Source organism: Mesorhizobium sp. M0317, assembly GCF_040321555.1.
Taxonomy (GTDB): domain Bacteria; phylum Pseudomonadota; class Alphaproteobacteria; order Rhizobiales; family Rhizobiaceae; genus Mesorhizobium.
This window is the reverse complement of sequence record NZ_JAMYRV010000005.1, coordinates 39,967-53,333: the sequence shown is the minus strand read 5'-3', so window position 1 is coordinate 53,333 and position 13,367 is coordinate 39,967. Positions and strand designations below refer to the sequence as shown.

The following is a 13,367-nucleotide window of genomic DNA, read 5'->3' as shown; positions in this document are numbered from 1 at the left end:
GCCGGACAAGGCCCGGTGGCCAAGGTAAATGTCGTCGCGGTGTTCACCATGGATTGCCGGACCCGTCAACTGCGGCGAGCCGGCCAAGACGATTAAAGACAGGCAGGATATGGACATGGCCAGCGCCGTCGAACAGTTTTTCGCCGTCAAGACGAGGATCGCTGCCGCCGAGCGCGAGGCCGGCCGCGACGCCGGTTCGGTGACGCTGGTTGCGGTGTCGAAGACTTTTGAGGCCGACGTCATCCGCCCGGTCATCGAGGCTGGCCAGCGCGTCTTCGGCGAAAACCGCGTGCAGGAAGCGCAAGGCAAATGGCCGGCCTTGAAAGCGGAATTCCCTGATATCGAACTGCATCTGATCGGCCCGCTGCAGTCGAACAAGGCGAAGGAAGCCGTCGCGCTCGCCGACGTCATCGAGACCGTCGACCGCGAAAAGATCGCCGCCGAACTCGCCAAGGAAATCGTGCGCCAGGGCCGCACGCCGAAACTCTACGTCCAGGTCAATACCGGCTCTGAGCCGCAAAAGGCCGGCATCGAGCCGCGCGACGCCGTCGCCTTCGTCGCCCGCTGCCGCGATGTCCATGGCCTCGCCATCGAAGGCCTGATGTGCATCCCGCCGGCCGACGAAAACCCCGGCCCGCATTTCGCCTTGCTGGAAAAGCTCAGCAAGGAAGCCGGGGTCGCAAAACTGTCGATGGGCATGTCCGGCGACTTCGAGACCGCCATAGCCTTCGGCGCCAACAGCGTCCGCGTCGGCTCGGCGATTTTTGGCGGCCGATAACCTCGGTGATCTCGCGGCCCTAACAGTAGCATTTGTTGCTGCATCGCTGCAGCAATGCTATATCTAGCCAAGCTAGCTAGGTATCTTCCATGAACTGGCATCTGCAGGACGCAAAAAACAATCTCTCGAAGCTGGTTCAGCAGGCTCGTGAAAAGGGCCCGCAGACCATCACCTTGCGTGGAAAGCCCGCTGCTGTCGTGTTGGCCGCTGAAGAATACGAAAGGCTCGTCGGCTCTAAGCCCTCACTTGCGGAATACCTTCTTTCCGGTCCCGAGTGGGACGACGACTTCGTCGAAGAGGTCAATCGCCGCTCCAAGGGGCCCGGCAGAGACGTGGACCTCTGATGTTTCTTCTGGACACGAACGTCGTGTCGGGTGCGCGAAAGCGAGAGGGGCCAGTGGCGGATTGGATAATCAAGCAAGAGCGCCAGTCTCTGTTTCTAAGCGTCATCACGCTCGGTGAAATCGCACGCGGAATCGAAATGAAGCGGCGAAACGACCCCGACACTGCAAACCATTTAGCAGCGTGGTTCCACGGTCTGCGCCACAGCTACGAAAACCGAATTCTCGGCATAGACGAGAGCATCGCTGCCCAATGGGGTCGCATCTCCGCGATCCGCACGCGCGGCGACGCAGATGGGCTTATAGCCGCGACGGCGCTCTTCCACGACCTCATACTGGTCACACGCAACGTCGCCGATTTCGACGATACTGGCGTCACAATGTTCAACCCTTGGGAAGCCTGACCCGCCTGTGTTGATCCGGTGTTGGGGTCGGCCGCAGGTTGAGCCAGAGCCGGTCCATCATTGCGCCACGACTGGAAACGAAACGCGCCGTTCCTATTTGCTTGGCGTCATCACCAATCTGCTGGAGCCACCATGCGCTACAATCAACTCGGAAATACGGGGATGTTCGTCTCCGAACTGTGCCTCGGCACCATGACCTTCGGCGCCGCCGGCGAGAATGCCCAATGGGGCCTGATCGCCAGCCTCGACCAGAAGGGCGTCAACGACATCGTTGCCCGTTCCGTCGCCGCCGGCGTCAATTTCTTCGACACGGCCGACGTCTATTCATTCGGCCAGTCCGAACGCCTGCTTGGCCAGTCGCTCAAGGATCTTGGCGTCAAGCGCTCAGACGTCGTCATTGCCACCAAGGTGCATGGCGCCATGGGCCAGGGCCCGAACGAGCGCGGCTCTTCGCGCGGCCACATCATGGATTCGGTCGAGGGCAGCCTGGAGCGGCTGCAGCTCGACCATATCGATCTTTACCAGCTGCACGGCACCGACACGGTGACCCCCATCGACGAGACGCTGCGGGCGCTCGACGATCTCGTTGCCAGCGGTAAGGTCCGCTATGTCGGCGTCTCCAACTGGGCGGCTTGGCGCATCTCTAAGGCCCTCGGCATAGCCGAGCGCAAGGGATTTTCCCGCTTCGAGACCATCCAGTCCTATTATTCGATCGCCGGCCGCGACCTCGAGCGCGAGATCGTGCCGCTGATCAACGAGGAGAAGCTCGGCCTCATGGTCTGGTCGCCGATGGCCGGTGGCCTGCTGTCCGGCAAGTACGGACCGGGCGCGCCCGGCAATGGCGAAGGCCGCCGCGCCGCCTTCAACTTCCCGCCGGTCAATGAGGACCGCGCCTGGGCAGCCGTCGCAGTCATGCGCGACATCGCCAAAAAGCACGATGTCAGCGTCGCTACGGTCGCGCTCGGTTATGTCCTGGCCAAACCTTTCGTCATGAGCGTCATCATCGGCGCCAGCCGCATGGAGCAGCTCGAGCAGAACCTTGCCGCGGCCGAGCTGAAGCTCGACGCCGACGATCTTGCCAAACTGGACGAAGTCAGTGCGCTGCCGGCCGAATATCCCGGCTGGATGCTGGAGCGCCAGGGCGCCGGCCGTCGCCCGGCTCCGTTCGCCCCGAAGAAGTAGTCATCGCTGTCGCCTGATGCTTGGGGGGTCATCTGGCTCCCCAACGTCTTTTCAGCTCATCCGCACGCTCTCGACCAGAAAGTCGAGAAACGCCCGCACCCGTGCGGGCAAATGCCGGCCCTGGCCGACATAGACGGCGTGGGTGGGCTCCTCGTCGCCCGGATTGAAATCCTCCAGCAGCGCCGTCAGCCGGCCCGCCGCGATGTCATCGGCCACATGCCAGTGCGCCAGCCGGGCGATGCCGGCGCCGCCAACAGCCATCAGCCGCATCGACTCGCCATCGCCGACCAGCGTGTTTCCGGTGATCGGCACCATGACGGCGTTCCCGGTTGCATCGACAAACGACCAGCTATCGACATGCCGGACAAAGCCGAAAGCCATGCGATTGTGCCGGTCGAGATCGGCCGGCATCAGCGGCGTGCCATGCGTCTTGAGATAGGACGGTGCGGCAACGACTGTCATCCGGGTTTGCCCGAGCTTGCGCGCCACCAGCCGCGACTCGCCGAGCGGCCCGGCGCGGATGGCGACGTCGGCACGTTCAGCCATCAGATCGATGACGCTGTCGGTAAGCACCAGATCGACCGAAATCTCGGGATAGCGTTCGAGGAACTCAGGCAGCAGCGGGATCAGCCGATGCACCCCGAAGGGCACATAGGAGTTGACGCGCAGCCGTCCGCGCGGCGCGGCACCCACGGCCGCCTCGCGCTCGGCCGCCGCCATATCGGCCAGGATGCGCACCCCGCTGTCATAGAACGCCGTCCCTTCCGGCGTCAGCTGCAGCTTGCGCGTGGAGCGGGTGACCAGCCGCGCGCCGAGCCTTGCCTCCAGTCGCGCGATCAGCTTGCTCACCGCCGACGGTGTCATACGCAGCGAACGAGCCGCAGCCGAGAAGCTGCTCGCCTCGACGACGCGGACGAACACTTCGATCTCGCCGGAACGGTTGATATCGGGTCTGGCCATTTGTGAATCTATTTCACAGGAAATATGCCCAAAGCAAGTCTGGTTCACAAGGCATGGCAACACGATCTCTGCGGTCGGGGCGCGGGTCTGGACAGCGCGCTCATTCGAGTTCGAACTGGAAACCGCCATGCCTCTTGCTCTCTACGCCCTCGCTGCCGGCGCCTTCGGCATCGGTGTCACCGAATTCGTCATCATGGGGCTGCTGATCGATGTCAGCAAAGATCTCGGAGTCTCGATCTCGGCCGCCGGCCAGTTGATTTCGGGCTACGCGTTGGGCGTCGTCATCGGCGCGCCGCTTTTGACCATCGCCACCGGCAACTGGCCCCGCAAGACCGTCCTTCTGGCCCTTATGGCGATCTTCACGCTCGGCAACCTCGCCTGTGCGATCGCCCCCGACTACTGGACGCTGATGGGCGCCCGCATCATCACCGCCCTTGCCCATGGCACTTTCTTTGGCGTCGGCTCGGTGGTTGCCACCGGCCTGGTCGCACCCAACAAGAAAGCCTCGGCGATCGCGCTGATGTTCACCGGCCTGACTATCGCCAACATCCTCGGCGTGCCCTTCGGCACCTGGCTCGGCCAGACCTTCGGCTGGCGCGCCACCTTCTGGGCGGTAGCTCTGGTCGGTCTCGCTGCCTTCGCAGTGATCCTGCTTCTGGTACCACGCAGCCAGACGGCGCCCGAGAAGACCAACCTGCGCGCCGATCTCGCCGTGCTGCGCCGCACGCCGGTGCTGCTCGGCCTCGCCACCACCGTGCTCGGCTACGCCGGCGTCTTCGCCGTCTTCACCTACATCGCCCCGCTGCTCACCGAGATCACCGGCTTCAGGGAAGCCGCCGTGTCGCCGATCCTGCTCGTCTTCGGCGGCGGTCTTATCGCCGGCAATCTGCTTGGCGGCAAGGTCGCCGACCGCTGGTTGGTGCCGGCGGTGCTCGGCAGCCTCGTGGTGCTGGCGTTGGTGCTGGCCACAATGACCTTCGCCGTCCACAGCCAAATCCTGGCCGTCATCTATGTCGGCCTGCTTGGTGCCGCCGCCTTCGCCACCGTGGCGCCGCTGCAGATGTGGGTGCTGGAAAAGGCGCAAGGCGCGGGCCAGAGCCTCGCCTCGTCCTTCAACATCGCCGCCTTCAACCTCGGCAATGCCGCCGGCGCTTGGCTTGGCGGCGCGGTGATTGCCCATGGCCTCGGCCTCGGCTCACTAACCTGGATCGCCGCTTTGCTGCCGGTCGCGGCTCTTGGCGTCGCTGCCCTGGCGCTGCGCCTCGATCGCGCCCCCACAATCGGGGCGCCGGTCTGCGCCCAGTCATGAGCATCACGCGCAATCCTTCTTCGACATCATCAAGGAGCATAAAATGGATTATCGACGTCTCGGCGCATCGGGCCTGAAAGTGCCCGCACTCTCTTTCGGCGCCGGCACTTTCGGCGGCTCCGGGCCGCTGTTCGGGGCCTGGGGCAACAGCGATGCCAAGGAAGCGCGGCGGCTGATCGACATCTGCCTCGAGGCCGGCGTCAATCTGTTCGACACCGCCGATGTTTATTCGAACGGCGCCTCCGAGGAAGTGCTTGGCGAAGCCATCAAAGGCCGCCGCGACGCGGTGCTGATCTCGACCAAGACTTCGCTGCCGATGGGCGACAGACCGGCCGACTACGGCTCGTCGCGCTCGCGGCTGATCAAAGCCGTCGACGCCGCCCTGAAGCGCATGGGCACCGATTACATCGACCTGTTGCAGCTGCACGCCTTCGATGCCGGCACGCCGATCGAGGAGGTGTTGTCGACGCTGGACGACCTCGTGCGCGCCGGCAAGCTGCGCTATGTCGGCGTCTCCAACTTCTCCGGCTGGCAGGTGATGAAATCGCTGGCGGAAGCCGACAAGCATGGCTACCCGCGCTACGCCGCGCATCAGGTCTACTACTCGCTGGTCGGTCGCGACTATGAATGGGAGCTGATGCCGCTCGGTATCGACCAGGGCATCGGCGCGCTGGTGTGGAGCCCGCTCGGCTGGGGCCGCCTGACCGGCGAGATCCGCCGCGGCCAGCCCCTGCCGGAAAAGAGCCGGCTGCACGACACCGCCGATTTCGGCCCGCCGGTCGCGGACGAACATCTCTACCGGGTCATGGATGCGCTTGATGCGATGGCTGAAGAGACCGGCAAGACCGTGCCGCAGATCGCCATCAACTGGCTGTTGCGGCGCCCGACCGTGTCCTCCGTCATCATCGGCGCCCGCAACGAGGAACAGCTGCGCCAGAACCTCGGCGCCGTCGGCTGGGCGTTGACGCCGGAGCAGGTCAAAAAGCTCGACATGGCAAGCGAAGTGACCGCGCCCTACCCGTACTTCCCCTATCTCCGCCAGGAAGGTTTCGCCCGGCTGAACCCGCCTGCGGTGTGATCGCCGACGCTGCCAAATCTCCCCCCTCGAGGGGGAGATGTCGCCGAAGGCGACAGAGGGGGTCGCCGCGCGTGGAGCGCTAGCCCCCATCTGCCGCAGGAGGGTCGCGTCCGGTCGAACCGACCCCCTCTGGCCGCTTTGCGGCCATCTCCCCCTCAAGGGGGGAGATCAGCTATACTGCCGCTCAGTGCAGCACGAACTCCCCATCCACCTTCCGCCATTCGTTCGGCGCGATCAGCTTCTGGTGCGTGTAGCTGATCGAATGCAGCGGCCCGTCGAGCCTGGCCTTCCAGAACTCGATGAACTTGATCAGCACCGGAAACTTCGGCGCCAGATCGTAATCCTGCCAGATGAAGCTCTGCAGCAGATGCGGGTGGTCGGGAAAATGGTACAGAATCTTGGCCGTGGTCAGGCCATACCCCTTGAGCATCAGGTCCATTTCGGAATGATCGCGCATGACAGCCCCTTGGCCTAGTTGATTCTCCATTCCTCCCAACACCGAATTGTGCGCGCCGTTCCTTAACTGTCTATGATTTTCCTGATCCCAGTCGGGCTTTATGCACGAAAACATGCAGTTAGCAGCGACCGCTGCCGAGTGCTGATGCAACCGAAACGGGAGCTGCGGCATCCCGCCACGCGAATCCAACGTCTAATGTTGCCGTCAGCGCGGAACTGTTAATAATGCCGCCGAATTCGCGGCTGCGTCGCCGTGATCCTGGCTGTGGTCAAGCCGGCGGGGTGGTTTGGGAGGAAAGTGAAGACATGTCCGAGGTGAAGATCCACCGCGTCCAGCCGGCGTGGAAGAAGAATGCGCTGATCGACAACGACACCTACCTCAAATGGTATGCCGACAGCGTGAAGAATCCGGACAAGTTCTGGGGCAAGCACGGCAAGCGCATCGACTGGTTCAAGCCGTTCAGCAAGGTCAAGAACACCTCCTTCGAGGGCAAGGTCTCGATCAAATGGTTCGAGGACGGCGAAACCAACGTCTCCTACAACTGCATCGACCGCCATTTGAAGAAGCGCGGCAACCAGACAGCCATCATCTGGGAAGGCGACAATCCCTACGACGACAAGAAGATCACCTATAACGAGCTCTACGAGCATGTCTGCCGGCTCGCCAATGTGATGAAGAAGCACGGCGTCAGGAAGGGCGACCGCGTCACCATCTACATGCCGATGATCCCGGAAGCGGCCTACGCGATGCTGGCTTGCACCCGCATCGGCGCCATCCACTCGATCGTCTTCGGCGGCTTTTCACCGGACGCGCTGGCCGGCCGCATCGATGACTGCAAGTCGACCTTCGTCATCACGGCCGACGAGGGCCTGCGCGGCGGCAAGCCGATCCCGCTGAAGGAAAACACCGACAGAGCGATCGAAATCGCCGCCAAGGCCGGCACCAAGGTCGATAAGGTGGTCGTCGTGCGCCGCACCGGCGGCAAGACCGGCTGGGTTCAGGGACGCGACATCTGGTACCATGACGAGATCGCCACGGTGAAAGGCGACTGCAAGCCGGAGAAGATGAAGGCCGAGGATCCGCTGTTCATCCTCTATACCTCAGGCTCGACCGGCAAGCCGAAGGGCGTGCTGCACACCACCGCCGGCTATCTCGTCTATGTCTCGATGACCCACCAATATGTCTTCGACTACCATGATGGCGATATCTACTGGTGCACCGCCGATGTCGGTTGGGTCACCGGCCACAGCTACATCGTCTATGGCCCGCTCGCCAACGGCGCCACCACGCTGATGTTCGAGGGCGTGCCGAATTACCCCTCGCAGTCGCGCTTCTGGGAAGTCATCGACAAGCACAAGGTCAACATCTTCTACACTGCGCCGACGGCACTGCGCGCGCTGATGGGCGCCGGCGACGAACCGGTGAAGAAGACCTCGCGCAAGTCGCTGCGCGTGCTGGGCTCAGTCGGCGAACCGATCAATCCGGAAGCCTGGGAGTGGTATTTCAACATCGTCGGCAACGGCAAGGTGCCGATCGTCGACACATGGTGGCAGACCGAGACCGGCGGCATCCTGATCACGCCGCTGCCCGGCGCCACCGACCTCAAGGCTGGTTCGGCGACGCGGCCCTTCTTCGGCATCAGGCCGCAGCTGGTCGACGGCGAAGGTAGGGTGCTGGAAGGGGCGGCCGACGGCAATCTCTGCATCGCCGATTCCTGGCCCGGCCAGATGCGCACCGTCTATGGCGATCATGACCGCTTCGTGCAGACCTATTTCTCCACCTACAAGGGCAAATACTTCACCGGTGACGGCTGTCGCCGCGACGCCGATGGCTATTACTGGATCACCGGCCGCGTCGACGACGTCATCAACGTTTCCGGCCACCGCATGGGAACGGCCGAGGTCGAATCGGCGCTCGTCAGCCATGAGAAGGTGTCGGAAGCAGCTGTCGTCGGCTATCCCCACGACATCAAGGGCCAGGGCATCTACAGCTACGTTACCTTGATGAAAGGCGTGGAGCCGAGCGAGGAACTGCGCAAGGAGCTCGTGGCCCATGTCCGCAAGGAGATCGGCGCCATCGCCTCGCCCGACAAGCTGCAGTTCGCACCCGGACTGCCGAAAACCCGCTCCGGCAAGATCATGCGCCGTATCCTGCGCAAGATCGCCGAGGACGATTTTTCCGCGCTCGGCGATACCTCGACACTGGCCGATCCGGCCGTGGTCGATGATCTGATCGCCAACCGCCAGAACAAGAAGGGCTGAGGGGATTTGATGGCTGCACTGGGCGCAGTCACGGAGCTCTGGCGTTACCCCGCAAGTTCGCTTGCCGGCGAACGCCAGGACGCCATTTCGGTCGGCCTTGAAACCATCGACGGCGACCGGCTGTTCGGCCTTGTCGATGTCTCGGACAATGAGATCGCGCGGCCCGACCGCGACGCCAAGTGGCACAAGGTGCCGCGCATCTGCACCCGGCTCACCAACGATCGCGAGCTGGAGATCGCCGTTCCCGACGGCGACTGGCTGGCAGTGCCGGGTGTGGAATGCGACCAAGCCATCTCGGCCTATCTCGGCTTCGCCGCCTCGATCCGGCCGTTCAGCCAGGACAACGCCCCCGGCTACACCGGCCCGCTCACCGCGGCGCGCTACCGCAAAGCGCCGATCCATCTCTTGACCACCGCATCGCTGGCGCGGCTAAAGGCGCTGCACCCCGAAGGCATTCCCGATCCGCGCCGCTTCCGCCCCAACATTGTCGTCGACATGGCGGCGGTCGAGAGCTCGTTTCCCGAGACCGAATGGATTGGCCGCAAGCTTGCCATCGGCGACCTGCTGGTGACCGTCTCGGAGCCGTGCCGCCGCTGCGGCTTCACCATCATCAGCCAGGACGGCTTCGACCACGATCCCGGCATCCTGCGCAATCTGGTCCGCCACAACGCCCATAATCTCGGCGTCTATTGCACTGTGGACAGGCCTGCCGGCGTCGAGATCGGCGCGCCGATGCGGTTCGTGTAGGCCTCTACCGCGAGGCAGCGAATCGCAGACCTTGGAAAGCGTGGGGTTCGGCCCCGAATCCTATCTCTACCGATACAGATCCGCCCGTGTCGGCGGCAGCCCGCTCAGGCCGCGTGCGCGTTTGGTGACGACGGTCTGAAAAATCTGCGCCGAGGCGCGCTCGAAGGTGATCGAGCAGCCGGTGAGATAAAGCAGCCACAGCCGTGCCTTGGCCTCGCCGACTTCGGCGACCGCCTCGTCGAAGCGAGCCTGTAGCCGCTGGGCCCACAGCCGGCAGGTGCGCGCATAGTGCTCGCGCAGATTCTCGACGTCGTAGACCAGGAAGCCATGCGCCTCCAGATTGCCCAGCGTCATGCCGATCGTGTCGAGTTCCCCGCCGGGGAAAATGTATTTGAGCAGCGCCTTGAACTCCGGCCCCTTGCGCAAGGTTTTCTTCAAGTCGCCCTTGCTTCGCCTGGTGATGGCGTGGTGCAGATAGATGCCGCCGGGCTTCAGCAAGCGATGGATGGTCTTGAAATAGCTGGCGTGGTTGGCGAGGCCGAGATGCTCGAACATGCCGATCGAGGATATCTTGTCGAAGGAGCCTTTGAGTTCCGCATAGGATTTGATCTCGATGGTGATGCGGTCCTGCAGCCCTTCGGCGCGGATGCGCTCGCGGGCGAGATCGGTCTGCGCCTGCGACAGCGACACGCCATGGCCGACGACGCCGTAATTTTTGGCCGCATGGATCAGCATGGCGCCCCAGCCGCAGCCGATGTCGAGCAGCTTTTCGCCCGATTTCAGCCTGAGCTTGCGGCAGATATGGTCGAGCTTGTCGGCCTGCGCCTGGTCGATGCCATCGGCGAAATCCTTGAAGTAGCCGCAGCTGTAGACCATGCGCTCGTCGAGGAAGAGCCGGTAAAAGGCATTCGAAATGTCGTAGTGATGCTGGATCGCCTCCTGGCTCGACCCGCTGACATAGGGGTTGCGACCCGACAGATCGGTGCGTGCACTCATCTGCTTGCGTGACAGGAGCACCGCCGGCAGGTCGCGCAGGATCGCCAGCTTCGGCAGCGACTTGAGCTTGGTCCTGAGCTTGCCTTGCGACGGCAGTGCGTAGAAATCGAAAATCGTCCCATTTTCGATGTCTATCGTCTTGGAGATCCACATCTCGATCAGCGTCGACAACGATGGCCGCTTCACCACCTGCCAGACGATGTCCTGGTCGTTGATGGTGAGCACGGGCCCGGTGGCGGGACCGATTCGCTCGCCGGTCCACAGCTTGACCGCAAAACCCGGCTTCAGCGTTTCGATCACCGTTCGCACGATGCGCGCGGCCTTCTCGGCTGCCTCCATGGCAATCCTCCCGAGTCCTGACAATCCACCTTGCATGGATTTTGCCCGCCCTCGCGGCTCTTCGCAACCCGGCGCAAAAGGCGGCTCGCCAGCTATTTCAAATCGGCATCTTGTTTTTTGCTGCAACGCACCCCATCATCTGTACGTGTTCAACAAATCGAAAGGAGGTGATCCGATGTCGAGTGATTTCGTTTTCCAGAACGTGGCCTCAGCGGATTGCACTTTCGGGAAGCAGTCTTCCCGTTAAGGCGCGATAAGCGCGGCGGGTGACCTCGGTCGCCGCCATTGGCCGCGCCACGGACGGAAACACGGAAGGCCGCCGGCTTCGTCAAGAAGCGGCGGCCTTTTCCATTTCCGGATTGTGTGTCGAAGCGGATCAGACATCCGGTCACGCCAGCATCCGCGCGCTGACGGTCTTGTCGACGCCGTGATAGGGCGGGTTGAACAGATTGCCTTCCTGCTCATAGGTCCAGACCTTGAACAGCGAGAGCTGATGCGGCCCGAAGCTGTGCAGCAGCGGCACGTCCGTGGCATCACGACCGCGCGCGATGACGACGCGGCCTATCCTCGGACGATTATGACGGGGGTCGAACGTATACCATTTGCCCTCGAGGAACACTTCCATCCAGGCTGAAAAATCCATCGGCGCCGGATCTGCCGGCACGCCGATGTCGCCGAGATAGCCGTTCACGTAGCGGGCCGGGATGTTCATGCAACGGCAGAGCGTGATCGCCAGATGGGCGAAGTCGCGGCATACGCCAACCTGCTCCTCATGCGCCTGGGCCGCGGTGCGCGTCGACCGCGCATAGCCATAGCCGAAGGACAGCCGGTTGTGGACATAGTCGACGATCGCCTGCACCCGCGCCCAGCCAGAGGGAACATGGCCGAAAAGCTGCCAGGCCAGACTGCTCAGATGATCGGTCTCGCAATAGCGGCTGCCGAGGAGGTAGCCGAGCACATCGTCCGGCAGTTCCGCCACCGGCACTTCCTTGGCCAGCGTGTTGACCGCGTCAGGCTCGCCGCTGTCCTCGACGGCTCCGTCATAGAGAATGCGGAAACTGCCGGCGGGTACGGTGAAGCGGCGGCAGGTATTGCCGAACAGATCGTGATAGACCTTGCTCGGCACTGAAGGCGACGTCAGCACGCGCGTCTGCCGTTTGATGTCGGCCTGACGATCCCTGTGGATATCAAGCAGCGAGATGACCGGCGTGGCGCCGACGCATTCAATGGCGATTTCGTAGCCGAGCCGGATCAGCACTATGATTGCCCCTTCGATCCCGTGGAAAACAGTATGCTCAAAACGCCAGAGGCGGGACCATGGTTCCCTGGAACTATCGAAAAGGCTCTCCCGCGGCTTCCCAGGCAAGCGTGGCGACGTTACGGTCGCCCGACATGTTTTGACCCTCCCGAAACCCGTGGAAAATCTGATGTTTGCAGGCAGAAGATTCGCCGCGTTCCTGTTCGATATGGATGGCACGGTGCTCAATTCGATCGCTTCGGCCGAGCGCGTCTGGGCGGCGTGGGCGCTTAAGCACGGTCTCGACGTCGAAGCCTTCCTGCCGACGATCCATGGCGTGCGGGCGGTCGAGACCATCACCAGGCTGGCGCTTCCCGGCGTCGACCCGGTGCATGAGGCGTTTGTGCTGTTGCAGGCGGAGGCGGACGACGTCGAAGGCGTGCTGCCGATCGCCGGCGCAGTACGGTTTCTCAACGCGCTGCCGGCCGAGCGCTGGGCGATCGTCACCTCCGCGCCGCGCCCGTTGGCGCTGCTGCGCATGCGGGCCGCCGGCATCCCGGTTCCCGCCTTGGTGGTCGCGGCCGAGGATGTGTCGCACGGCAAACCGGCGCCCGACTGTTTCCTGCTGGCGGCAAAACGGCTCGGCGTCGACATCGGCGATTGCCTGGTCTTCGAGGATGCGCCGGCCGGCATCGCGGCGGCGGAAGCAGCGGGCGCGTCGGTGATGGTGATCAGCGCCACTCACCAGCATCCAATGACGACTCAGCACAACTCGATTGGCGGCTACGAAACCGTCTCCATCGCGATCGATGACAGCGGCTGGATGACGTTGGGGGCACAGCGCAGCGCGGCTTAGGACAAGGCTCGGATATGTCGCGAACCGGAACGGAGCGGACTCGGCCCGTGAGTACCGGAAGCGCAGGAACCGGTTGTTCGCAGGCCGGCATCACCTGAATCCCGCATATCCTTAGAAGTCCGTAGCCAGGCCCTTCACTTCCCAGTCGCCGTAGCGGCCGGGTTCCTTGCCGCCGCGGCCGCCGATTTCCTTCGGCAGCGCAGCTTCCTTCTGGCGATACGCTTCACGGCGCGCCTCGGCTTCAGCCAGCGCTCGGCTGGCCGCCGGCGTCAGGTCCTTCTCCCGGTCGGCATCGGCTTTGCTGGGTTGGTCGGTCATGCGATAGTCCGGGCGGATTGAAACGAAGGGCGGCGTTTCCCATCATATAGCCATGAGTTCACCCCGATCGACCTTTTTTTGCCACGGCCGCACAGGGAGCAGAT

General features: G+C 63.3%; 14 protein-coding genes. 9 read left to right on the top strand and 5 right to left on the bottom strand.

The window, feature by feature from the left end; genetic code table 11:
• Positions 1-115: 115 nt before the first annotated feature.
• From NKI88_RS06610 to NKI88_RS06595, 4 genes are all read left to right on the top strand, one after another.
• Positions 116-778, top strand: a complete 663-nt coding sequence (locus NKI88_RS06610; protein ID WP_352654286.1) for a YggS family pyridoxal phosphate-dependent enzyme — start codon at positions 116-118, stop codon at positions 776-778.
• A gap of 89 nt (positions 779-867) precedes the next feature.
• Positions 868-1,122, top strand: a complete 255-nt coding sequence (locus NKI88_RS06605; RefSeq protein WP_023684084.1) for a type II toxin-antitoxin system Phd/YefM family antitoxin — start codon at positions 868-870, stop codon at positions 1,120-1,122.
• Positions 1,122-1,523, top strand: a complete 402-nt coding sequence (locus NKI88_RS06600) for a type II toxin-antitoxin system VapC family toxin (RefSeq protein ID WP_023728699.1) — start codon at positions 1,122-1,124, stop codon at positions 1,521-1,523. The genes NKI88_RS06605 and NKI88_RS06600 overlap by 1 nt, the downstream gene beginning before the upstream one ends.
• A 132-nt stretch (positions 1,524-1,655) precedes the next feature.
• Entirely contained in the window at positions 1,656-2,705 is a 1,050-nt protein-coding gene (locus NKI88_RS06595) for an aldo/keto reductase (protein ID WP_023736834.1), read from the top strand.
• Between the two features lie 51 nt (positions 2,706-2,756).
• On the opposite strand, the gene NKI88_RS06590 is transcribed toward NKI88_RS06595, so the two are convergent.
• Complete coding sequence (locus NKI88_RS06590) at positions 2,757-3,665, bottom strand: LysR family transcriptional regulator (RefSeq protein ID WP_023736833.1); 909 nt, start codon at positions 3,663-3,665, stop codon at positions 2,757-2,759.
• 127 nt (positions 3,666-3,792) lie between these two features.
• Between NKI88_RS06590 and NKI88_RS06585 the strand changes: the two genes are divergently transcribed.
• Positions 3,793-4,974 (top strand): MFS transporter, encoded by a 1,182-nt coding sequence (locus NKI88_RS06585; RefSeq protein WP_023749346.1) that lies wholly within the window; start codon positions 3,793-3,795, stop codon positions 4,972-4,974.
• A gap of 43 nt (positions 4,975-5,017) precedes the next feature.
• Positions 5,018-6,052, top strand: coding sequence for an aldo/keto reductase (locus NKI88_RS06580; RefSeq protein ID WP_023736831.1), 1,035 nt, complete (start codon positions 5,018-5,020; stop codon positions 6,050-6,052).
• 184 nt (positions 6,053-6,236) lie between these two features.
• On the opposite strand, the gene NKI88_RS06575 is transcribed toward NKI88_RS06580, so the two are convergent.
• Complete coding sequence (locus NKI88_RS06575) at positions 6,237-6,509, bottom strand: usg protein (protein ID WP_023668649.1); 273 nt, start codon at positions 6,507-6,509, stop codon at positions 6,237-6,239.
• A 305-nt stretch (positions 6,510-6,814) separates the two neighbouring features.
• On the opposite strand from NKI88_RS06575, the gene acs reads away from it, so the two are divergent.
• Entirely contained in the window at positions 6,815-8,770 is a 1,956-nt protein-coding gene (gene acs / locus NKI88_RS06570; RefSeq protein WP_023693191.1) for an acetate--CoA ligase, read from the top strand.
• 9 nt (positions 8,771-8,779) lie between these two features.
• Positions 8,780-9,517, top strand: a complete 738-nt coding sequence (locus NKI88_RS06565; RefSeq protein ID WP_023693192.1) for an MOSC domain-containing protein — start codon at positions 8,780-8,782, stop codon at positions 9,515-9,517.
• Between the two features lie 66 nt (positions 9,518-9,583).
• On the opposite strand, the gene NKI88_RS06560 is transcribed toward NKI88_RS06565, so the two are convergent.
• Positions 9,584-10,852 (bottom strand): class I SAM-dependent methyltransferase, encoded by a 1,269-nt coding sequence (locus NKI88_RS06560; RefSeq protein ID WP_023815282.1) that lies wholly within the window; start codon positions 10,850-10,852, stop codon positions 9,584-9,586.
• A gap of 388 nt (positions 10,853-11,240) precedes the next feature.
• Entirely contained in the window at positions 11,241-12,110 is an 870-nt protein-coding gene (locus tag NKI88_RS06555; RefSeq protein WP_023815283.1) for a transglutaminase-like domain-containing protein, read from the bottom strand.
• 169 nt (positions 12,111-12,279) lie between these two features.
• Between NKI88_RS06555 and NKI88_RS06550 the strand changes: the two genes are divergently transcribed.
• Entirely contained in the window at positions 12,280-12,945 is a 666-nt protein-coding gene (locus NKI88_RS06550) for an HAD-IA family hydrolase (protein ID WP_352654282.1), read from the top strand.
• 111 nt (positions 12,946-13,056) lie between these two features.
• On the opposite strand, the gene NKI88_RS06545 is transcribed toward NKI88_RS06550, so the two are convergent.
• Entirely contained in the window at positions 13,057-13,263 is a 207-nt protein-coding gene (locus NKI88_RS06545; protein ID WP_023668643.1) for a DUF1674 domain-containing protein, read from the bottom strand.
• Positions 13,264-13,367 lie beyond the last annotated feature (104 nt).

What these genes read in the sequence shown, in the direction of transcription:
- NKI88_RS06610 (WP_352654286.1), top strand. Translation starts at nt 116, where the DNA reads ATGGCCAGCGCCGTCGAACAGTTTTTCGCCGTCAAGACGAGGATCGCT.
- NKI88_RS06585 (WP_023749346.1), top strand. Translation starts at nt 3,793, where the DNA reads ATGCCTCTTGCTCTCTACGCCCTCGCTGCCGGCGCCTTCGGCATCGGT.
- NKI88_RS06560 (WP_023815282.1), bottom strand. Translation starts at nt 10,852, where the DNA reads ATGGAGGCAGCCGAGAAGGCCGCGCGCATCGTGCGAACGGTGATCGAA.
- NKI88_RS06595 (WP_023736834.1), top strand. Translation starts at nt 1,656, where the DNA reads ATGCGCTACAATCAACTCGGAAATACGGGGATGTTCGTCTCCGAACTG.
- NKI88_RS06575 (WP_023668649.1), bottom strand. Translation starts at nt 6,509, where the DNA reads ATGCGCGATCATTCCGAAATGGACCTGATGCTCAAGGGGTATGGCCTG.
- NKI88_RS06565 (WP_023693192.1), top strand. Translation starts at nt 8,780, where the DNA reads ATGGCTGCACTGGGCGCAGTCACGGAGCTCTGGCGTTACCCCGCAAGT.
- NKI88_RS06545 (WP_023668643.1), bottom strand. Translation starts at nt 13,263, where the DNA reads ATGACCGACCAACCCAGCAAAGCCGATGCCGACCGGGAGAAGGACCTG.
- NKI88_RS06590 (WP_023736833.1), bottom strand. Translation starts at nt 3,665, where the DNA reads ATGGCCAGACCCGATATCAACCGTTCCGGCGAGATCGAAGTGTTCGTC.
- NKI88_RS06550 (WP_352654282.1), top strand. Translation starts at nt 12,280, where the DNA reads ATGTTTGCAGGCAGAAGATTCGCCGCGTTCCTGTTCGATATGGATGGC.
- acs (WP_023693191.1), top strand. Translation starts at nt 6,815, where the DNA reads ATGTCCGAGGTGAAGATCCACCGCGTCCAGCCGGCGTGGAAGAAGAAT.
- NKI88_RS06600 (WP_023728699.1), top strand. Translation starts at nt 1,122, where the DNA reads ATGTTTCTTCTGGACACGAACGTCGTGTCGGGTGCGCGAAAGCGAGAG.
- NKI88_RS06605 (WP_023684084.1), top strand. Translation starts at nt 868, where the DNA reads ATGAACTGGCATCTGCAGGACGCAAAAAACAATCTCTCGAAGCTGGTT.
- NKI88_RS06580 (WP_023736831.1), top strand. Translation starts at nt 5,018, where the DNA reads ATGGATTATCGACGTCTCGGCGCATCGGGCCTGAAAGTGCCCGCACTC.